Origin of the sequence: Streptomyces sp. CS113, assembly GCF_002188365.1 — a bacterium.
In the GTDB taxonomy this organism is placed as follows: Bacteria; Actinomycetota; Actinomycetes; order Streptomycetales; family Streptomycetaceae; genus Streptomyces; species Streptomyces tendae.
This window is the reverse complement of sequence record NZ_KZ195574.1, coordinates 5,105,560-5,125,893: the sequence shown is the minus strand read 5'-3', so window position 1 is coordinate 5,125,893 and position 20,334 is coordinate 5,105,560. Positions and strand designations below refer to the sequence as shown.

At 70.6% G+C, this 20,334-nt stretch carries 19 protein-coding genes and 1 pseudogene; 13 read left to right on the top strand and 7 right to left on the bottom strand.

Annotation, left to right across the window (positions count from 1 at the left end; translation table 11 throughout):
• Positions 1–3: 3 nt before the first annotated feature.
• The 6 genes and pseudogenes from B9W62_RS40265 to B9W62_RS22895 all read left to right on the top strand — a co-directional run.
• Positions 4–216, top strand: a pseudogene (locus tag B9W62_RS40265) (hypothetical protein); the annotation flags it as partial.
• 209 nt (positions 217–425) lie between these two features.
• Entirely contained in the window at positions 426–1,874 is a 1,449-nt protein-coding gene (gene glmU / locus B9W62_RS22915; RefSeq protein ID WP_087808926.1) for a bifunctional UDP-N-acetylglucosamine diphosphorylase/glucosamine-1-phosphate N-acetyltransferase GlmU, read from the top strand.
• 131 nt (positions 1,875–2,005) lie between these two features.
• A complete protein-coding gene (locus B9W62_RS22910) occupies positions 2,006–2,980 on the top strand; it encodes a ribose-phosphate diphosphokinase (RefSeq protein WP_003975691.1) in 975 nt (324 codons plus the stop codon).
• Between the two features lie 212 nt (positions 2,981–3,192).
• A complete protein-coding gene (locus tag B9W62_RS22905; RefSeq protein WP_087808925.1) occupies positions 3,193–3,789 on the top strand; it encodes a 50S ribosomal protein L25/general stress protein Ctc in 597 nt (198 codons plus the stop codon).
• A gap of 105 nt (positions 3,790–3,894) precedes the next feature.
• Positions 3,895–4,497 carry an aminoacyl-tRNA hydrolase gene (gene pth / locus B9W62_RS22900; protein ID WP_003975689.1) on the top strand — a complete coding sequence of 201 codons (603 nt, stop codon included), beginning with the start codon at positions 3,895–3,897 and terminating at the stop codon, positions 4,495–4,497.
• 52 nt (positions 4,498–4,549) lie between these two features.
• Positions 4,550–5,077 (top strand): hypothetical protein, encoded by a 528-nt coding sequence (locus B9W62_RS22895; RefSeq protein WP_087808924.1) that lies wholly within the window; start codon positions 4,550–4,552, stop codon positions 5,075–5,077.
• A 213-nt stretch (positions 5,078–5,290) separates the two neighbouring features.
• On the opposite strand, the gene ppc is transcribed toward B9W62_RS22895, so the two are convergent.
• Positions 5,291–8,026, bottom strand: a complete 2,736-nt coding sequence (ppc, locus tag B9W62_RS22890) for a phosphoenolpyruvate carboxylase (protein WP_087808923.1) — start codon at positions 8,024–8,026, stop codon at positions 5,291–5,293.
• A 304-nt stretch (positions 8,027–8,330) separates the two neighbouring features.
• Between ppc and B9W62_RS22885 the strand changes: the two genes are divergently transcribed.
• From B9W62_RS22885 to B9W62_RS22875, 3 genes are all read left to right on the top strand, one after another.
• The gene (locus tag B9W62_RS22885) at positions 8,331–9,341 is read left to right on the top strand and encodes an acyl-CoA desaturase (RefSeq protein ID WP_087808922.1); all 1,011 of its coding nucleotides are present in this window, start codon (positions 8,331–8,333) and stop codon (positions 9,339–9,341) included.
• On the top strand, positions 9,338–10,015 hold the full coding sequence (locus B9W62_RS22880; RefSeq protein ID WP_003975684.1) for a TetR/AcrR family transcriptional regulator: 678 nt from the start codon (positions 9,338–9,340) through the stop codon (positions 10,013–10,015). The genes B9W62_RS22885 and B9W62_RS22880 overlap by 4 nt, the downstream gene beginning before the upstream one ends.
• Positions 10,016–10,095: 80 nt before the next feature.
• Entirely contained in the window at positions 10,096–11,271 is a 1,176-nt protein-coding gene (locus B9W62_RS22875) for a CaiB/BaiF CoA transferase family protein (protein WP_087808921.1), read from the top strand.
• Positions 11,272–11,304: 33 nt separating this feature from the next.
• On the opposite strand, the gene B9W62_RS22870 is transcribed toward B9W62_RS22875, so the two are convergent.
• A complete protein-coding gene (locus B9W62_RS22870; protein ID WP_087808920.1) occupies positions 11,305–11,682 on the bottom strand; it encodes a VOC family protein in 378 nt (125 codons plus the stop codon).
• Complete coding sequence (locus B9W62_RS22865) at positions 11,679–12,536, bottom strand: trans-aconitate 2-methyltransferase (protein WP_087808919.1); 858 nt, start codon at positions 12,534–12,536, stop codon at positions 11,679–11,681. Before B9W62_RS22865 ends, B9W62_RS22870 begins: the two co-directional genes overlap by 4 nt.
• Before the next feature lie 133 nt (positions 12,537–12,669).
• On the opposite strand from B9W62_RS22865, the gene tamR reads away from it, so the two are divergent.
• Positions 12,670–13,167 (top strand): MarR family transcriptional regulator TamR, encoded by a 498-nt coding sequence (tamR, locus tag B9W62_RS22860; protein ID WP_087808918.1) that lies wholly within the window; start codon positions 12,670–12,672, stop codon positions 13,165–13,167.
• Here tamR and B9W62_RS22855 read toward each other — a convergent pair.
• Positions 13,126–13,893, bottom strand: coding sequence for a response regulator transcription factor (locus B9W62_RS22855; protein ID WP_179235615.1), 768 nt, complete (start codon positions 13,891–13,893; stop codon positions 13,126–13,128). The two genes, tamR and B9W62_RS22855, sit on opposite strands and share 42 nt — an antisense overlap.
• A 311-nt stretch (positions 13,894–14,204) precedes the next feature.
• On the opposite strand from B9W62_RS22855, the gene B9W62_RS22850 reads away from it, so the two are divergent.
• Positions 14,205–14,660: a GNAT family N-acetyltransferase gene (locus B9W62_RS22850; protein WP_087808916.1), complete on the top strand. Its 456-nt coding sequence runs from the start codon at positions 14,205–14,207 to the stop codon at positions 14,658–14,660.
• 5 nt (positions 14,661–14,665) lie between these two features.
• On the opposite strand, the gene galK is transcribed toward B9W62_RS22850, so the two are convergent.
• The 3 genes from galK to galT are packed head-to-tail and all read right to left on the bottom strand — an operon-like array spanning position 14,666 to position 17,888.
• Positions 14,666–15,829, bottom strand: a complete 1,164-nt coding sequence (galK, locus tag B9W62_RS22845; protein ID WP_087808915.1) for a galactokinase — start codon at positions 15,827–15,829, stop codon at positions 14,666–14,668.
• 38 nt (positions 15,830–15,867) lie between these two features.
• The gene (galE, locus tag B9W62_RS22840; RefSeq protein ID WP_087808914.1) at positions 15,868–16,830 is read right to left on the bottom strand and encodes a UDP-glucose 4-epimerase GalE; all 963 of its coding nucleotides are present in this window, start codon (positions 16,828–16,830) and stop codon (positions 15,868–15,870) included.
• On the bottom strand, positions 16,827–17,888 hold the full coding sequence (gene galT / locus B9W62_RS22835) for a galactose-1-phosphate uridylyltransferase (protein WP_087808913.1): 1,062 nt from the start codon (positions 17,886–17,888) through the stop codon (positions 16,827–16,829). Before galT ends, galE begins: the two co-directional genes overlap by 4 nt.
• Before the next feature lie 190 nt (positions 17,889–18,078).
• Between galT and B9W62_RS22830 the strand changes: the two genes are divergently transcribed.
• Together B9W62_RS22830 and B9W62_RS22825 are read left to right on the top strand one after the other, a co-directional pair.
• A complete protein-coding gene (locus B9W62_RS22830) occupies positions 18,079–19,767 on the top strand; it encodes a sodium:solute symporter family protein (protein ID WP_087808912.1) in 1,689 nt (562 codons plus the stop codon).
• 21 nt (positions 19,768–19,788) lie between these two features.
• Positions 19,789–20,097 carry a hypothetical protein gene (locus B9W62_RS22825; RefSeq protein ID WP_087808911.1) on the top strand — a complete coding sequence of 103 codons (309 nt, stop codon included), beginning with the start codon at positions 19,789–19,791 and terminating at the stop codon, positions 20,095–20,097.
• Positions 20,098–20,334 lie beyond the last annotated feature (237 nt).

Sequence of the window (20,334 nt, the reverse complement as noted above, 5' to 3'; positions counted from 1 at the left end):
CCAGCGGAGGCCCACTGGGCAGACGTCGTCCAAGCGGACCGCAACTCCTACGGGAAGACGGCTCTCAAGCGCCACAACCCCAAGACGGTGCGCGAGAACGCAGGAGACTCCTGCCGCGGATGCCTCGCGATCAAAGTCCTCAAGAGCGCCGACCTGTACCGTCGCATCGAAGGCTCTTGGTACGGCATAGTGTTGGGTGCCGACTCGGCGACTTAACCGAATGTCCGGTTCAGTCGAGTTTCATCCCCCATGGTGTAATCAGGCAGCACTGAGGGTTTTGGTCCCTTAAGTTCAGGTTCAAATCCTGATGGGGGAGCTCTTGTTCGGGCCCTGACATGACCGTCGGGGCCCGCACTCATGTCCCCCACAAACCGCCCCGGTATCCTGCGGATGTCCCCACCTCCTCAACAGCCGAAGGGCATCCCGTGAGCGCCATTCGCCCGGCAGCCGTCGTCGTTCTCGCAGCGGGTGAGGGCACCCGTATGAAGTCGGCCACACCCAAGGTCCTGCACGAGCTGTGCGGCCGGTCCCTCGTCGGGCACGTGCTCGCCGCCGCCGGTGAGCTGGACCCCGAGAACCTGGTCGCCGTCGTCGGGCACGCCCGCGAGAAGGTCACCGCGCACCTCGCCGAGGTCGCCCCCGACGTACGCACCGCCGTCCAGGAGCAGCAGAACGGCACCGGGCACGCCGTGCGGATGGGTCTGGAGGCGCTGGGCGGTGCCGTGGACGGGGTCGTCGTGGTCGTCTGCGGCGACACTCCCCTCCTCACCGGCGAGACGCTGAGGGCGCTCGCGGCCACGCACACCGCCGACGGGAACGCCGTGACGGTGCTGACGGCCGAGGTGCCGGACGCGACGGGGTACGGCCGGATCGTGCGGGACGGGGCCTCGGGTGCCGTCACGGCGATCGTGGAGCACAAGGACGCGTCGGAGTCGCAGCGGGCGATCCGGGAGATCAACTCGGGTGTGTTCGCCTTCGACGGGCAGTTGCTCGCGGACGCGCTGGGCAAGGTGCGTACGGACAACAGCCAGGGCGAGGAGTACCTGACGGACGTGCTCGGGATCCTGCGCGAGGCGGGGCACCGGGTGGGCGCGTCGGTGGCGGGTGACCACCGGGAGATCGCGGGGATCAACAACCGCGTGCAGCTCGCCGAGGCGCGCCGGATCCTGAACGACCGGCTGCTGACCGGGGCGATGCTGGCCGGTGTGACGGTGGTGGATCCGGCGACGACGTGGGTGGACGTGACGGTGACGTTCGAGCAGGACGTGGTCCTCCACCCGGGTACGCAGTTGCACGGTTCGACGCATCTGGCCGAGGGATGCGAGGTCGGGCCGAACACCCGGCTGACGGACACCCGGGTGGACGCGGGGGCGCGGGTGGACAACACGGTGGCCAACGGGGCGCATGTGGGCCCGCAGGCGTCCGTGGGTCCGTACGCGTATCTGCGGCCGGGTACCCGGCTCGGGCTGAAGTCGAAGATCGGTACGTTCGTCGAGGCGAAGAACTCGTCGATCGGTGAGGGGACGAAGGTCCCGCACCTCTCCTACATGGGTGACGCGACGGTCGGCGACTTCACGAACATCGGTGCGGCGAGCGTGTTCGTGAACTACGACGGTCAGGACAAGCACCACACGACGATCGGCTCGCACTGCCGTACGGGTTCGGACAACATGTTTGTGGCTCCCGTCACGGTCGGGGACGGTGCCTACACCGCCGCCGGCTCGGTGATCACGAAGGATGTGCCGCCCGGTTCGCTGGCCGTGGCCCGTGGCCAGCAGCGGAATATCGAGGGTTGGGTGGCCCGGAAGCGTCCGGGGAGCGCGGCGGCGAAGGCGGCCGAGGCGGTGTCCCGCGAGGCGGGCGGCGAAGACTGACCGGAAACCGGCGCGTCGAACACGGCGTACCGTGATAAGTGCACATCCGCACCCCACCAGCTGAGACGCCCCCGCGGCCAGTCGGGAGAGCGCCCATGAGCTCAGCTGCGAACCTCTGAGGAGAAAGTGCTGTGACCGGGATCAAGACGACCGGCGAGAAGAAGATGATGTTCTTCTCCGGCCGCGCACACCCCGAGCTTGCCGAGGAGGTCGCCCAGCAGCTGGGTGTCGGGGTCGTCCCGACGAAGGCCTTCGACTTCGCCAACGGTGAGATCTATGTGCGGTATCAGGAGTCGGCGCGTGGTGCGGACTGTTTCCTGATCCAGAGCCACACGGCTCCCATCAACAAGTGGGTCATGGAGCAGTTGATCATGATCGACGCGTTGAAGCGCGCGTCGGCCCGCTCCATCACCGTGATCGTGCCGTTCTACGGTTACGCGCGGCAGGACAAGAAGCACCGTGGACGTGAACCGATCTCGGCGCGTCTGATCGCGGACCTGATGAAGACCGCGGGTGCGGACCGGATTCTGGCCGTGGATCTGCACACGGACCAGATCCAGGGCTTCTTCGACGGTCCGGTGGACCACCTGTTCGCGCTGCCGCTGCTGGCGGACTACGTGGGTGCGAAGGTGGACCGTTCGAAGCTGACGGTGGTGTCGCCGGACGCGGGCCGGGTGCGGGTGGCGGACCGGTGGTGCGACCGGCTGGGCGCGCCGCTGGCGATCGTGCACAAGCGGCGTGACAAGGACGTGGCGAACCAGGTCACGGTGCACGAGGTCGTGGGTGACGTGAAGGGGCGTATCTGCGTCCTGGTGGACGACATGATCGACACGGGCGGCACGATCTGCGCGGCGGCGGACGCGTTGTTCGCGCACGGTGCGGAGGACGTCATCGTGACGGCGACGCACGGCGTGCTGTCGGGTCCGGCGGCGGACCGGCTGAAGAACTCGAAGGTGAGCGAGTTCGTGTTCACGAACACGCTGCCGTCGGCGAGTGAGCTGGAGCTGGACAAGATCACGGTGCTGTCGATCGCGCCGACGATCGCGCGTGCGGTGCGTGAGGTGTTCGAGGACGGTTCGGTGACAAGCCTGTTCGACGAGCAGTGAGCCTTGTGCAGTAACCGTTCTGCATGCGCCGGTGCCGCCTGTTGATCGTTTTGGGTACGGCCTTCCTCTCCGAGTAGACTGCTGAAGTTGCTCGGCGAGGGAGGCCGTACCCGTGTTCGCGGGTGTGGCGCTCCGTTATCGACGCGCTCTTCGTAGCAGGCCGTTCGTGGCCGGGTGACCACGTCCGTTCCTGATTTCCACGAGGAGTGATCATGTCCGAGGTGAAGCTCACCGCCGAGACGCGTACCGAGTTCGGCAAGGGTGCCGCGCGTCGTATCCGCCGTGACAACAAGGTTCCCGGTGTTCTGTACGGTCACGGTTCCGACCCGCTGCACCTGACCCTGCCGGGTCACGAGCTGCTGCTGGCGCTGCGTACGTCGAACGTGCTGATCGCGCTGGACATCGACGGCAAGACCAACGAGCTGGCGATCCCGAAGTCCGTGCAGCGTGACCCGATCAAGGGCTTCCTGGAGCACGTCGACCTTCAGCTGGTGAAGCGCGGCGAGACCGTGTCGGTCGAGATCCCGGTGCAGGCCGAGGGCGAGCTGGCCCCCGGCGGCTTCCTGCTGGAGTACGTCCTGGACGCGCTGCCGGTCGAGGCCGAGGCCACGCACATCCCGCAGCAGGTCACCGTGTCGGTGGCGGGTCTGGAGGCCGGTGCCTCGATCCACGCCAAGGACATCGCGCTGCCGTCCGGCGTGAAGCTGGACGTGGACGGCGACACCGTGGTGCTTCAGGTCCTGTCCGCGCAGGCGGAGGAGGCCCCGGCCGAGGGTGAGGGCGAGGGCGAGGCGGCCGCGGAGGCCTGATCCTCCCCGACGGTCATCGTGTGGTCGGCCGCTGTTCCCGTGCGGGGCAGCGGCCGACGCGTATGTGTGGACGGGTACGGACGGTACGAGGGACACGAAGGAGACATGGACGTGACGACGGACGCGGGCGCTCCGTGGCTGGTGGCGGGCCTCGGCAATCCGGGCCCCGAGTACGCCTCGAACCGGCACAACGTCGGTTTCATGGTGGCGGACCTGCTGGCGGAGCGGATCGGGGCGCGCTTCAAGCGGCACGGCAAGGCGCAGGCGCAGGTGGTCGAGGGGCGGATCGGTCCGCCGGGGCCGGCGAACCGGCGGGTGATCCTGGCGAAGCCGATGTCGTTCATGAACGTGTCGGGCGGTCCGGTGACGGCGCTGCGGGACTTCTACAAGGTTCCGGTCGGCAACATCGTGGCGGTGCACGACGAGTTGGACATCGACTACGGCGTGCTGCGGCTGAAGCTGGGCGGCGGGGACAACGGGCACAACGGCCTGAAGTCGATCACGAAGTCGCTGGGCGCGGACTACCACCGGGTGCGGTTCGGGATCGGGCGGCCGCCGGGGCGGATGCCGGTGGCGGATTTCGTGCTGCGGGACTTCTCGTCGACGGAGCGCAAGGAGCTGGACTACTTCGTCGACCGGGCGGCGGACGCGGTGGAGGCTCTGGTGATCGAGGGTCTGGAGCGGGCGCAGAGCGCGTACAACTCCTGACTTGTCCGTGGATGGCGCGCGGGTGAGTTGACCGGGTGCGTAGGTATGGCCAATGATCCCGGCCATGCCTGCCTCTGCCGCCGCCGCTCGTGCCCGTCAGGCCTCCTCCGCGTCCTCGGCGTCCGCCGTCCTGCTGCGGTTCGGACGGGTCGCGTCGATGGGTGCGGTCGCGGCGCTGATCCTGATCGCGGGGGTGTGGGCGTCGTGGGGTACGGCGCAGCACGTGCTGCTGACCAAGGGGCGGGAGCAGGGCACGGTCGAGGTGACGCGGTGCGGCGGGGGCTCGTGCAGTGGGCCGTACTCGCCGGTGTCGGCGGGGTCGCAGGCGCGGGAGCGGGTCGTGATCGAGGACTCGGTCGCGGTGGCCAAGGGGCGGACGTACAGCGTGGTGTTGAAGCCCGGCAGTGGCGAGGCGGTGCGGTCGGGGCCGGCCGGGGTGCTGTACGCGTGGGTTCCGCTGGGTGGGGCGTTGTTGCTGGCGTCGGTGGTGGTGGCCGGGGGGTTGCGGCGGACGCGGGTTGCTTGGGGGATGGCGGGGGTGGGGGTTGTGCTGCTGACGGCGGCGTTCTTCGCGGTGTGAGTTGTTTCCGTACGACGTGAGGGTGCCCCGGGCTCTGGACGAGCTCGGGGCACCGGTGTTTTCACGTGCGGGGTGTCGGGGTGGACGCGCAGGCAGGTCGCGCTGCCCGGCGCTGGCGGGGTGCTGCCCGCGCCCACCCGTGCCGCCCCAGCGGCACGACTGCCCGCAGGGGCAACGGGGGCGGCACGACTGCCCGCAGCTGCGGGCAGGGTGTCAGCCGGTGTTGCGGAGGCCTGCTGCTACGCCGTTGACCGTGAGGAGGAGGGCCCGGGCGAGCAGCGGGTCGACTTCCTCGCCCGCGGTTGCCGCCTCGCGCTGGCGGCCGAGGAGGGCGACCTGGAGGTAGGAGATGGGGTCGAGGTAGGCGTCGCGGATGGCGAAGGTCTGCTTGAGGACCGGGTCGGCGTCGAGGAGTTCCGTCTCTCCGGTGACGCGCAGGACCTCGCGGACCGTCAGCTCGTGCTCGGCCTTGATGGTGTCGAAGACGTGCTTCAGCTCGTCGGGGACGAGGGTGTCGACGTAGTGCTGGGCGATGCGCAGGTCGGTCTTGGCCAGCGTCATCTCCACGTTGGAGATGAAGTTGCGGAAGAAGTGCCACTGCTGGTGCATCTCGTCGAGGACGGTGTCCAGGCCGGCCTCGCGCAGGGCCTTGAGGCCGGAGCCGACGCCGTACCAGCCGGGGACGATCTGCCGGGACTGGGTCCAGCCGAACACCCACGGGATGGCGCGCAGTCCGTCGAGCGAGACGCCCGAGCCGGGGCGGCGGGAGGGCCGCGAGCCCAGGTGCAGGTCGGCGAGCTGGTCGACCGGGGTGGAGGCCAGGAAGTAGGTCGGCAGGTCGGGGTCCTCGACGAGGTGCCGGTAGGCGGTGTGGGCGGCGTCGGAGACGACGTCCATCGCGGCGTCCCAGCGGGCGAGGGCCTCGTCGGACTGGCGGGGCGCGGTGTGCAGGGCGGAGGCCTGGAGGGTGGCCGCGACGGTCAGCTCCAGGTTCTCCCGGGCGAGGGCCGGGATGAGGTACTTGTCGGAGATGACCTCGCCCTGCTCGGTGACCTTGATCTCGCCCTCCAGGGTGCCCCAGGGCTGGGCGAGGATGGCGTCGTGGGTGGGGCCGCCGCCGCGGCCGACGGTGCCGCCGCGGCCGTGGAAGAGGCGCAGCCGTACGCCGTAGCGGTGGGCGACGTCGCGCAGCCGGCGCTGGGCGCGGTGGATCTCCCACTGGCTGGTGGTGATGCCGCCGAACTTGGAGGAGTCGGAGTAGCCGAGCATGACCTCCTGGACGTCGCCGCGCAGGGCGACCAGCCGCCGGTAGGAGGGGTCGGCGAGCAGGTCCTCCAGGATGGTGTCGGCGGCCTTCAGCTCGTCGGTGGTCTCCAGGAGCGGCACGATGCCGATCTTGGCCCAGCCGGCGTGCAGGTCGATCAGTCCGGCCTCGCGGGCGAGTACGGCCGCGGCGAAGACGTCGTCGGCGCCCTGGCACATGGAGATGATGTAGGACTCGATGACCTCGGGGCCGAAGACCTCCAGGGCGCGGCGGACGGTCTGGAAGACGCCGAGGGTCTTCTCGCCGGGCGCGTCGACGGGCGCCGGGGTGGGGGCCAGGGGCCTGCGGGAGCGCAGCTCCTTGGCGAGGAGCTTGGTGCGGTACTCGCGGGGCATGTCGGCGTAGCGCCAGGACTCCTCGCCGAGCCGGTCGAAGAGCTGGCCGAGGGCGTGGTGGTGGGCGTCGGCGTGTTCGCGGACGTCCATGGTGGCGAGCTGGAGGCCGAAGGCGGCCAGGGTGCGGATGGTGCGGGCGAGGCGTCCGTCGGCGAAGAGGCCGCCGCGGTGCTCGCGCAGGGAGGTCTGGACGATGCGCAGGTCGTCGATGAGCTGGGCGGTGCCGAGGTAGTCGCGGCCGTCCTCGTGGGGGGTGCCCTTGGCGAGGCGCTGCTTGGTGTTCTCCAGCTTCTGCCGGATGCAGGTGGCCTTGAGCCGGTAGGGCTCCTCGGCGTTGAGGCGCTTGTAGCGGGGGCTGATCTCGGGGAGGCGTTCCAGGTCGGCCTGGAGGGAGGCGAGCAGTTCCTCGGTGGCGCCGGCGTAGCGGATGGAGTTGGAGAGGAAGCCGCGCAGCTCGTCGATCATCTCCAGGGCGTCGTTGATGCCGTGTTCGTGCTGGAGGATGAGGACGTCCCAGGTCACCTGGGGGGTGACGTTGGGGTTGCCGTCGCGGTCGCCGCCGATCCAGGTGCCGAAGGTGAGGGGGCGGGTGTCGTCGGGGAGCGTGACGCCGGCCCGCTCCAGCTCCGCCGTCAGGTCCTCCAGGACGTCGCCGACGGCGCCCAGGTGCAGCTCGTCGAGGTAGTAGATGGCGTTGCGGGCCTCGTCGGCGGGCTCGGGGCGGACGACGCGGAGTTCGTCGGTCTGCCAGACGAGGTCGATGTTCTCGGCGAGGCGGGTGTCGAGGCGGCGCCGGTCGGCCTCGTTGACCGGGGTGTCCAGGAGGGCGGCGATGCGGCGCAGCTTGTTGAGGACGGAGCGGCGGGCGGCCTCGGTGGGGTGCGCGGTGAACACGGGGCGCACGTTGAGGTTGCGGACCGTCTCGCGCAGGTGCTCGGGGTCGGCGTCCTTGAGCCGGTCGGCCGTACGGGCGAGCAGTCCGCCCTCGGCGGCGCGCTTGGCGCCCAGTTCGCGGCCGCGGTGGACCTGTTCGGTGACGTTGGCGAGGTGGAAGTAGGTGGAGAAGGCGCGGACGAGCTTGGCGGCGGTCTCCAGTTCCGTGCCGCGCAGCAGTTCGGCGGCGGCCTCGCCGTCCTCGCGGGTGAGTCGGCGTACCTTCTCGACGAGTTCCAGCAGCTCGGGGCCCTCCTGCCGGACGAGGGTCTCCCCGAGGAGATCACCCAGGCGGCGGATGTCGGCGCGCAGCTCGCTGCTGGTCGTCGTGGTGGTCTGGTCGTCGGCACTGCTCACAGGTGCGGCTCCTTGCAGTGTTGAAGCTCGTCTGGGAGGGAACCCGTACGGCCGTCTCGCGCGGCGGGCGCCGCTTACCGGGCCGGACGTCCGGGAAGTAATCAGAGCGGACCGCGCTGTCCGACCGACTCCCAGGATAGGTGTCGGCCCGGACGCGCAGGCTCTGGGGCTCTTGCCGCGCGGCCACGCACTGCCATACTTACGTCGCCGTAGGTTACGGAACCGTAGGAAAACCGTGCATGGTTCCGCGGCCCGGCACCGGCCACACCACACGACCCCACCCTCGACCCCCCAGGGGACGCGCATGACCACGAGTTCCGATGTGATCCCAGACGCTCCGCAGCCGGCCGACGCCGCCGCGGCTCCCTCCGCCACGCTGGGCGGTGAGCAGAAGCGGTCGATCGAGCAGATCACGCTGCTGCTGTTCATCACCCTTCCGTTCCTCGCGCTGGTGGCGGCGGTGCCACTGGCCTGGGGCTGGGGCGTGAGCTGGCTGGACCTGGGGCTGCTGGTCTTCTTCTACTTCCTGGGCTGCCACGGCATCACGATCGGCTTCCACCGCCACTTCACCCACGGTTCCTTCAAGGCGAAACGGCCGTTGAAGATCGCCTTGGCGATCGCGGGTTCGATGGCGGTCGAGGGGCCGCTGGTGCGCTGGGTGGCCGACCACCGCAAGCACCACAAGTTCTCCGACGACGAGGGCGACCCGCACTCGCCGTGGCGGTACGGCGAGACGGTGCCCGCCCTGATCAAGGGCCTGTGGTGGGCCCACATCGCCTGGATGTTCGACGAGGAGCAGACGCCGCAGGAGAAGTACGCACCGGACCTGATCAAGGACCCCGCGCTGCGGGCGGTCTCCCGGCAGTTCATCCTGTGGACCGTGGTGTCCCTGGCGCTGCCCGCGCTGATCGGCGGGCTGGTGACGATGTCCTGGTGGGGTGCGTTCACCGGGTTCTTCTGGGGTTCACTCGTGCGGGTGGCCCTGCTGCACCACGTGACGTGGTCGATCAACTCCATCTGCCACGCCGTGGGCAAGCGCCCCTTCAAGTCCCGCGACCGCTCGGGCAACGTGTGGTGGCTGGCGATCCTGTCCTGCGGCGAGTCCTGGCACAACCTGCACCACGCGGACCCGACCTCGGCGCGGCACGGGGTGATGCGCGGCCAGCTCGACTCGAGTGCCCGGCTGATCCGCTGGTTCGAGCAGCTCGGGTGGGCGTACGACGTGCGCTGGCCGTCACGCTCGCGTATCGATTCGCGCCGCAACACGGATCAGGACGGTGCCCGCCGCCGGAAGGAGACGGCGAAGGCGGCATGATTGACGCCGTGGCGACCGACTCCAGCAGCACCCCAAGCAACGAGAAGCCGCGGCGAGCGCGTCGCACCCGGATGACCGGTGCCGAGCGCCGCCAGCAGTTGCTGGAGATCGGCCGCACCCTCTTCGCGGCGAAGGGTTTCGAGGGCACCTCGGTGGAGGAGATCGCGGCGAAGGCCGGGGTGTCCAAGCCGGTGGTGTACGAGCACTTCGGCGGCAAGGAGGGCCTGTACGCGGTGGTCGTGGACCGCGAGATGCGGCGGCTGCTCGACATGGTGACCGGCTCCCTGACGGCGGGCCATCCGCGTGAGCTGTGCGAGCAGGCGGCCTTCGCGCTCCTGGACTACATCGAGGAGTACACGGACGGCTTCCGCATCCTGGTCCGCGACTCCCCCATCCCGCAGTCGACGGGCACCTTCGCCTCCCTCATCTCGGACATCGCCACCCAGGTGGAGGACATCCTGGGCCGCGAGTTCAAGAACCGCGGCTTCGACGCCAAGCTGGCCCCGCTGTACGCGCAGGCGCTGGTCGGCATGGTGGCGCTGACCGGTCAGTGGTGGCTGGACGTGCGCCGCCCGAAGAAGGCGGAGGTGGCGGCGCACCTGGTCAACCTGGCCTGGCACGGCCTGGACGGTCTGGAGCCCAAGCCGCGCTTGATAGGGCACCGCAAGAGCTAGGTCCGCGAGAGCAAGGTCCGCAAGAGCAAGGTCCGCAAGAGCCAGGTCCGCAAGAGCCAGGTCCGCGAGGGGCAGGACACATGCAGCCACTGCGCGGCGTCACCGTCGTCTCGCTGGAGCAGGCGATCGCCGCTCCCTACGCCAGCCGCCAGCTCGCCGACCTCGGCGCGCGGGTGATCAAGGTGGAGCGGCCGGGGACGGGGGACTTCGCCCGGGCGTACGACTCCCGGGTGCGGGGTCTGAGTTCGCACTTCGTGTGGGTCAACCGCAACAAGGAGTCCGTCACCCTGGACTTCAAGGACCCGCGGGGCCTGGAGCTGCTGCGCCGGCTGGTCGCGGACGCCGACGTCTTCCTGCAGAACCTGGCGCCGGGCGCTACGGCCCGCGCCGGACTGGGCGCGCGGGAGCTGCGGGCGGCGCATCCGGGGCTGATCGTGTGCGACGTCTCCGGCTACGGCGCGCCGGGCCCCTACGCCGACCGCAAGGCGTACGACCTGCTGGTGCAGTCCGAGGCGGGGCTGCTGTCGGTCACGGGCACGCCGGACGGCATGGCCAAGGCGGGGATCCCGGTGTCGGACATCGCCGCCGGGATGTACGCGTACAGCTCGATCCTGGCCGCGCTGCTCGAGCGGGGCCGTACGGGGCGGGGTGCGCACCTGGACGTGTCGATGCTGGAGGCCACCGTGGAGTGGCTGGGGTTTCCGCTGTACTACTCCTTCGACGGCGCGCCGCCGCCTCCCCGGGCGGGTGCCGCGCACGCGACGATCTATCCGTACGGCCCGTTCACGGCGGGCGACGGGAAGGTCGTGATGACGGCGGTGCAGAACGAGCGCGAGTGGCACGGCTTCTGTGCGGGCTTCCTGGGCCGTCCGGAGCTGGCCGGGCATCCGCACTACGTCACCAACGCGGACCGCGACGCGCACCGGGAGGAGCTGGGTGCGGTGATCTCGGCGCGGTTCGCGGAGCTGACCAGCGCCGAGGCGATCGCGCTGCTCGACGCGGTGCCGGTGGCCAACGCCCGGGTGAACACGCTCACCGACGTGTGGGACCACCCGCAGCTGGCCGCGCGCGGGCGCCTGCACGAGGTGCCCACCCCGGCCGGTCCCGTACCGGCGATGGCACCGCCGGGACCGACCGGTCGGGCGCCGCGCATGGAGGCGGTCCCGGCGCTGGGCGAGCACACCCGGGCGGTACTGGGCGGCCTCGGCCTGTCGGAGGGGGAGATCGACGCGCTCGCCGCGGACGGCGTGGTGTGAGCCCCGGCCGGGTGGTCACCGGTGCACGGGTGGTCACCGGTGGGCGGGTGGGTCCGGCTCCAGGAACTCCAGGCGGTTGCCGACCGGGTCGGCGCAGTGGAAGCGCCGGTGGCCGGGCAGGTCGTCGTTCCAGGTGACGGGCGTGCCGTGGGCCTCCAGACGGGCGGCGTACGCGTCGATCCCGGTGACCCGCAGCCCGGGGTGGGCCTTGCGGGCGGGCCGGAAGCCGGTCGTCTCGACGCCCAGGTGGAGCTGAACGGTGCCCGCCTGGAACCAGCAGCCGCCGCGGGCGGCGAGCACGGGCGGTTTGGGGATCTCGGTCATGCCGAGGACGCCGGCGTAGAAGGCGCGCAGCACGTCCTCGGCGCCGGGCGGCGCGGCGAGCTGCACATGGTCGAGGCCGGTGATCACCGGCCTGCCTCCCCTGCCGTACCGGCCGTCCCCGCCGTCCCCGCGGGCTTGTGGGCGACGGCGAAGACGCGGCGGAAGGGGAAGGGGGTGCCGTGCGCCTCGGCGGGGTAGGCGGCGCGCAGGACCGCCCGGTACTCCTCGACGAACGCGTCCCGTGCGGCCGGGTCGTCGTCGAGGGCGTCCAGTACGGGCCGCAGTCCCGTCCCCTTCACCCAGTCGAGGACGGCGTCGTCGCCGGACAGCAGGTGGACGTACGTCGTCTCCCACACGTCGGCGGTGCAGCCGGCGGCGGTCAGGCGGGCCAGGTAGCCCTGGGGGGTGAGGACGGCGTCGTCGTGGCGCAGGACGCCGGCGAGGCGGTCCCGCCAGCGCCGGGAGCCTGCCAGCTCGCGCATCAGGCGGTGGCTGGGGGCGTCGAAGTTGCCGGGCACCTGGAGGGCGAGGGTGCCGCCGGGGGCGAGGCGGTCGATCCAGTCGGGGAAGCGGTCGGCGTGGCCGGGGACCCACTGGAGGGTGGCGTTGCTGACGAGGAGGTCGAAGGGCTCGTCGGGGGTCCAGGTGCGGGCGTCGGCGGGGGCGAAGTCGAGGTGGCCGCCGCCGGGGGTCGGGCCGGCGTACTGCCGGGCCCGTTCGAGCATCGGGGGCGAGTGGTCGTAGCCGGTGACGTGGGCGGTGGGCCAGCGGTCGGTGAGCAGGACGGTGGCGTTGCCGGGTCCGCAGCCGAGGTCGGCGATGCGGGGCGCGTCCGCGGGGAGGTCCGGGATCCGGGCGAGGAGGTCGGTGAAGGGGCGGGCGCGGTGCCCGGCGTGGCGCAGGTACTGGGCGGGGTCCCAGGTGGGGGCGGTGGCGGGCATGGAGCCTCCAGAGGGTGTCCGTGCGGGACGAGTACCCAGCGTCACCCGAAAGTATCTCGACGTCAAGACAGTCAGCAGCGAGAGAGTCGACATCAAGAGACTTCACGTCGACACAACCACTACACTGATCGTCATGGAGGACGAGGTCGATCGGCTGGTCGCAGCGTGGCGCCGGGAGCGCCCGGACCTCGACGTGGAACCGCTCGAGGTGCTGAGCCGCGTCAGCAGGCTCGCCCGGCACCTGGACCGCGCACGCCGGCTGGCCTTCTCCGAACACCATCTCGAGCCGTGGGAGTTCGACGTACTGACGGCGCTGCGCCGCGCGGGCACGCCGTACCAGCTCTCACCGGGACAGCTCCTCACCCAGACCCTGGTCACCTCGGGCACGATGACCAACCGGATCGACCGGCTGGCCAAGAAGGGCCTGGTGGAGCGCCTGCCCGACCCCAGCGACCGGCGCGGCGTCCTGGTCCGGCTCACCGACGAGGGCCGGGACCGCGCCGACCAGTCGCTGGCGGGTCTGCTGGCCCAGGAGCGCGCGATCCTCGGTGAGCTGTCCCGCGCCCAGCGCACCGAACTGGCGGCCCTGCTACGCCAGCTGACCGCCCCGTTCGACAACATCCCCGGTTAGGTCGGCGGGCCCCACCCCGGCCCTGCGCGCCAGGGCGACGGCGGCCAGGGTGGAGTGGACGCCCAGCTTGCCCAGCACGTTCTGCATGTGGGTGCGCACCGTGTGCGGGGACAGGTACAGCCGCTCCGCGACCGCCTTGCGGCCGAGCCCGGCGACCATGCAGCGCAGCACCTCGCGCTCGCGCGGGGTGAGCGACTCCACCAGCAGTTCGCTCTCGGTGCGGTGCTTGCGGGCCGCGGTCAGCTCGCGCAGGACGCCGGTGAGCAGGGCGGGCGGCAGATGCGTCTCGTCGCGCAGGACGCCCCGGATGACGCTGAGCAGCCGGGACAGGGAGCAGTCCTTGGCCACCCACCCGGACGCCCCGGCCCCCAGGGCGAGGGCCGCCCGCCGGGGGTCGTCCTTCTCGGCGAGGACGACGATCCGTACGCCCGGCTGCCCCGACCGCACCCCGGTGACCAGGGAGATCCCGTCCACCAGCCCGTCCTCGTCGCCGCTTCGCACGGGCGCGGCGGGCCGGGTGCCGGGGACGTGGCCGCCCAGGTCGGCGTCGACGAGCAGCACGTCGAACCGCCGGCCCTCGGAGGCGGCCCGGTCCAGGCAGCGCAGTGCGGCCGGACCGCTGCCGGCCGCGGAGACGTCGACGTCGGGCTCGGCGGCCAGGGCGGCCGCGAGCGACTCGGCGAAGATGCGATGGTCGTCGACGACCAGGACTCGGATACGAACCACGAAACCCCCTCCCCCGAGCTCCGCCAGGAGCAGGGGATACCCATCGTCTGTCCGTCCTCGGATGACGGCACCGGCACGGGTACGACGCCCAGGGCCCCGCATCCAGCTGTGCTGTTGTGCTCGGTACGCCGGGACGGGTCGCCGCAGCCGCACGGCCGCCGCCGTCCGGTAACCGCTACCCCCGCCCCGGGTGTCGTACCCGGCTGTCTCGCCCCCTGAACGGCACCGGCCCCCACCGGTGCTGCTCATCAGAGTACGGACGGGCGCCGGGAGCGGAAGGCTATTTGCAGAACTGACTCGGCGGCACGTTTATGGTGAGCCGCATGTTTCGTCTTGTGACAGAAGTCGACAAGGAACGGCGCGATCTGCTGCGCACCCGCCTGCGGGAGACGAACACGGCGGCCTCCTCCGTCCTGCGCTCCCTGCGCGGAACCCCTCACGAACGCGAATTCCCGCTGCACGTCTGGGTCCTGGACGGGTCCGGCGGCCTGGCGGGCGGCCTGGTCGGCCACACCTGGGCGACCTGGCTGCACGTGACCTACCTGTGGGTGGACGGCGGCCACCGGGGCGCGGGCCTCGGCTCCGCCCTCCTCGACGAGGCGGAACGCACCGCCCGCGCCGAACGCGGCTGCGCCGCCGCCCGCGTGGAGACCTGGGACTTCCAGGCCCCGGGCTTCTACACCAAACGCGGCTACGACGTCATGTGCGTGATCCCCGACTATCCGCCGGGGCTCACGGAGTACACCCTGGTGAAGCGGCTCGGCTGACCGGCTCAGACCAGCCGCCGCGCCCCCGCCGAGGGCACCGCCTCGAACACCCGCGGCGCCCGGAAGCCCGCCGCCGCGAAGGCGTCCTCGACCGCCTTGGTGACGGCGTCCACGTCGCCGGCCTCCGCCAGGACGATCGCCGAGCCGCCGAAGCCGCCGCCGGTCATCCGGGCGCCGAGGGCGCCGGAGGCGAGGGCCGTCTCCACGACCAGGTCCAGCTCGGGGCAGGAGATGCGGAAGTCGTCGCGCAGCGAGGCGTGTCCCTCGACCAGGACGGGACCGATGGCGCGGGTGTCGCCGGACTCCAGCAGCGAGACCACCCGCTCGACCCGCTCGTCCTCGGTCACCACGTGCCGGACCAGGCGGCGCACCTCCTCCTCGTCGCCCAGCCGCTCCAGCGCCGCGTCGAGGTCGGCGTAGGGCACGTCGCGCAGCGCGTCGACGCCCAGCAGCGCGGCGCCCTTCTCGCAGCCGGCCCGGCGCTTGCCGTACTCGCCCTCGCTGTGGGAGTGCTTGACCCGGGTGTCGACGACCAGCAGGCGCATCCCCTCGGCGGCGAGGTCGAAGGGGATCTGGCGCTGGGAGAGGTCGCGGGTGTCGAGGAACAGGGCGTAACCCGCCTCGCAGCAGGCGGAGGCCGTCTGGTCCATGATGCCGACGGGGGCGCCGACGTAGACGTTCTCCGCGCGCTGGCACAGCCGGGCCAGCTGCCAGCCGCGCAGGCCGAGGTCGTACAGGTCGTTCAACGCCAGTGCCACGACGACCTCCAGGGCCGCCGAGGACGAGAGCCCCGCGCCCGCCGGGACCGTCGAGGCCAGGTGGACGTCGGCGCCGGTCAGCTCGTGGCCCGCCTCGCGCAGCGCCCAGACGACGCCCGAGGGGTACGCGGTCCAGGACTTGTCCGAGCCGGGGGCCAGATCGGCGACGCGCAGCTCGACCGGGCCGGCGTCGACGTCCGCCGAGTGCAGGCGCAGGACGCCGTCCTCGCGCCGGGACACCGCGGCGACGGCCTGGTGCGGCAGGGCGAAGGGCATCACGAAGCCGTCGTTGTAGTCGGTGTGTTCGCCGATGAGGTTCACCCGGCCCGGCGCCGCCCACACCCCCTCCGGGTCCGCCCCGTACAGCTCCCGGAACCGTTCGCCGACGGTCCCCGCGACAGCCTCGCCCATGCCCTGACCCCTCGCCCTTCCGGTAACTGCGGTAAGTACTAGCCCGCGCGCCGCTGCGCGAACTCCCACGCGTCCGACACGATCCCCGCGAGGTCCGCGCGGGACGGGTTCCAGCCCAGTTTCTCCCGGGCGGTCTCCGCCGACGCCACCAGGACCGCCGGGTCGCCGCCCCGGCGCGGGGCGACCACCTCGGGGATCGGATGGCCCGTCACCCGCCGCACGGTCTCCACGACCTCGCGGACGGAGAAGCCGTTGCCGTTGCCCAGGTTGCAGATGAGGTGCTCGCCGGGGGTGGCGGCCGCCACGGCCAGCAGGTGGGCCTCGGCCAGGTCGGCGACGTGGATGTAGTCGCGCACGCAGGTGCCGTCCGGCGTCGGATAGTCGTCGCCGAAGACGGAGATCGCCTCCCGCCGGCCCTGCGCCACCTGGAGGACCAGCGGAATCAGATGCGACTCGGGGTCGTGGCGCTCGCCGTACTCCCCGTACGCGCCCGCGACGTTGAAGTACCGCAGCGAGACCGCACCCAGCCCGTGGGCGGCCGCCTCACCGGTGATCATGTGGTCGACGGCCAGCTTCGAGGCGCCGTACGGGTTCGTGGGCTTCGTCGGCGCGGACTCGACGATCGGCACCTGCTCGGGCTCGCCGTACGTGGCGGCCGTGGACGAGAAGACCAGCCGCCGCACGCCCGCGCCCCGCATGGCCTCCAGCAGCGCCATGGTCCCGCCGACGTTGTTGTCCCAGTACTTCTCGGGCTTCACGACCGACTCGCCGACCTGCGAGAAGGCGGCGAAGTGCAGCACGCCGTCGAACGAGGCGTCCAGCCACTTGGCGGCGTCGCGGATGTCGCCCTCGACGAACGAGGCACCGGCCGGCACGCCCTCGCGGAAGCCGGTCGACAGATTGTCGAGCACGACGACCTCGTGCCCCGCCTCCACCAGATGCTGGGCGACGACGCTGCCGACGTACCCCGCACCACCTGTCACCAGGTACTTCCCGCTCATGAACTCGCTACCTCTCGCAGTCGCTCGGCCGCGCGCTCCGGGGGCACGTCGTTGATGAACACGTTCATGCCGGACTCGGAGCCCGCGAGGAACTTCAGCTTGCCGGACGTACGGCGAATGGTGAAAAGCTCCAGGTGCAGCGCGAAGTCGTCCCGCGTCACGCCCTCGAACTCCTCCAGCTGCCCGAACGGCGCCTGGTGCCAGGCCGCGATGTACGGCGTCGGAGGCTCCGTCTCACCGAAGATCCGGTCGAAGCGCCTCAACAGTTCCAGATAGACCTTGGGGAATTCTGTGCGCGCCGCCTCGTCCAGAGCGAGCAGATCGGGCACCCGCCGCTTCGGATACAGGTGCACCTCGTACGGCCAGTGCGCCGCGTACGGCACGAAGGCCACCCACTCTTCACTCTCCAGGACGACCCGCTCACCGGCCAGCTCCTCGTCCAGCACGGCGTCGAACAGGTTCTCCCCGCCCGTCGCGTCCTTGTGGGCGGCGAGTGAACGGAGCATCAGGGCGGTGCGGGGGGTGGTGAACGGGTAGGCGTAGATCTGCCCGTGCGGGTGACCCAGCGTCACCCCGATCTCGGCGCCCCGGTTCTCGAAGCAGAACACCTGTTCAACGGAGGGCAGATGGGACAGCTCGGAGGTGCGGTCCGTCCAGGCGTCCAGCACGAGCCGGGCCTGCTCCTCGCTCAGGTCGGCGAAGGAGGCGTCGTGGTCGGAAGTGAAGCAGACGACCTCGCAGCGCCCGGAGTCGCCGGCCAGCGAGGGGAACCGATTCTCGAAGACCACCACGTCGTAGGACGAGTCCGGGATCTCGCTCAGCCGCTCCCCGTCCGACGGGCACAGCGGGCACTGGTCGGCCGGCGGATGGTAGGTGCGCCCCTGGCGGTGCGAGGCGACGGCGACCGAGTCACCGAGCAGCGGATCGCGGCGCACCTCGGACGTGGTGACGGTCCGCTCCAGCGGACGGCGGTCCACGGCGTCGCGCACGGTGTCGTCGCGCAGGTCGTAGTAGACCAGCTCACGGCCGTCGGCCAGCCGGGTCGAGGTCTTCTTCACTGCCGCACTCCTCTGCACCCACCCATGACAGTCACCAGTCATCCAACACAATCAAACATAACACATCACAACCCACCAACCCTGGTGCCACATCACAATCAAACAAAGTTCATCACCAGAAGTGTTCAATTACTGAACGCGGAGGCGTAGGTTCCGCTCCGGATCAGTTCGCGAACGAAGCGAGTGCTCAATGCAGACCCCCACAAGCTCCACATACCTAGCCGCAGAGCTTCGACTCCCCACCAACTGGCTCGACTACACGATCCTCGGGATCTACTTCGTGGTCGTCCTGGGCATCGGCTTCGCCGCCCGCCGCTCGGTCAAGACCAGCCTGGACTTCTTCCTGTCCGGCCGTTCCCTGCCCGCCTGGGTCACCGGCCTGGCCTTCGTCGCGGCCAACCTGGGCGCCACCGAGATCCTCGGCATGGCCGCCAACAGCGCCCAGTACGGCGTCTACACGACCCACTGGTACTGGATCGGCGCCATCCCGGCGATGGTCTTCCTCGGCCTGGTGATGATGCCGTTCTACTACGGCTCGAAGGTCCGCTCGGTCCCGGAGTTCCTCCTCCTGCGCTTCGACAAGGCCTCCCACCTCCTCAGCTCGGCCCTGTTCGCCATCGCCGCCATCCTGATCGCCGGCGTGAACCTCTACGCCCTCGCGATCGTCGTCGAGGCACTGCTCGGCTGGCCGGAGTGGGTGGCCATCGTGGTGGCCGGCTTCTTCGTCCTGGCGTACATCACCCTGGGCGGCCTCTCCTCGGCCATCTACAACGAGGTCCTCCAGTTCTTCGTGATCCTGGCCGGCCTCATCCCGATCACCATCCTGGGCCTGAAGAAGGTCGGCGGCTGGGACGGCCTGTCCGACTCCCTCTCCAAGTCCCACGGCTCCGACTTCATGACGGCGTGGGGCGGCACGGGCATCGGCAGCGAGAACCCGCTGGGCGCCAACTGGCTGACCATCGTCCTGGGCCTCGGCTTCGTCCTCTCCTTCGGCTACTGGACGACGAACTTCGCCGAGGTGCAGCGCGCCCTGTCCGCGAAGAACCTCTCGGCGGCCCAGCGCACGCCCCTGATCGCGGCCTTCCCGAAGATCTTCATCGTCTTCGTGGTCATGATCCCGGGCCTGGTCGCCGCGGTCCTCGTCCCGAAGATCGGCACCCCCGGCTCGGACCTCCAGTACAACGACGCGATCCCGTACCTGATGCAGCAGCTGCTGCCCAACGGCGTCCTCGGCATCGCGGTGACCGGTCTGCTGGCCGCCTTCATGGCCGGCATGGCGGCCAACATCTCCTCCTTCAACACCGTCTTCACCACCGACATCTGGCAGAAGTACGTGGTGAAGGACCGGGAGGACGGCTACTACGTCCGCTTCGGCCGCCTGATCACGGTGATCGGCGTCCTGGCCTCCATCGGCACGGCGTTCCTGGCCTCGTCCTTCTCCAACATCATGAGCTACCTCCAGACGCTCTTCTCCTTCTTCAACGTGCCGATGTTCGTCGTCTTCATCATCGGCATGTTCTGGAAGCGGGCGTCCATGAAGTCCGGCTTCTGGGGCCTGATCGCGGGCACGACGGCCGCGATGGTGAACTACTTCGTCATCTACAAGCAGGGCATCATCGATATCCCCTCCGACCAGGGCGCCAACTTCGTCTCCGCGATCGCGGGCTTCGTCGCCGGTGCGGTGGTCATGGTCGCCGTGTCCCTGTTCACGAAGCCCAAGCCGGTCACCGAGTTGCAGGGCCTGGTCTACGGCACCACCTCCCCCGGTATGTCGGAGGCGCCCGCCAAGGGCGACGACGCGTGGTACCGCAAGCCGGCGCTGCTGGGCTGGGGGGCGGTCGTCCTGGCCGCCGCCTGCTACATCCCGTTCTCGTTCTGATCGCGGGAGGATTGAGAGAGCATGTCTGATTCCTACTCCGACAAGAACGTCCAGGACGAGGTCTCCGAGCTGGAGACCAAGTCCGTCACCGCCGCGCGGCTGTTCGACATCCGGCGGATCATCGGCGGGCTGTTCGTGATCTACGGCGTCATCGTGACGATCGCGGGATTCGCGGCGTCCGACGACGACATCGACAAGGCGCAGGGGGTGAACATCAACCTCTGGACCGGGATCGGGATGCTGGTCCTCGGGCTCTTCTTCCTGGTCTGGCTGAAGCTGCGGCCGACGGCACCGCCGACACCTCCGGTGGAGGAGGCCGGGAAGGAGTGACGGTCGGCCGGTGACGCCGGGCAGTGGTCCGGCGTCCCCCGCCCCCGGCGCGGATGTGGACGCGGGGGTGGGGAGCGCGGCCCGGCGCTGCGGGGTGCCGCCGCGCCCACCCGTGCCGCCTGGGGGTACCTCCCAGGCCGTTCAGGCACTGGGGGAGGCACGACTGCCCGCGGCGACGGGGCGACGGCCCGCAGCCGCGTACGGCGGGAAGGGGACGTGTCGGGGGGTGTTCGCCCG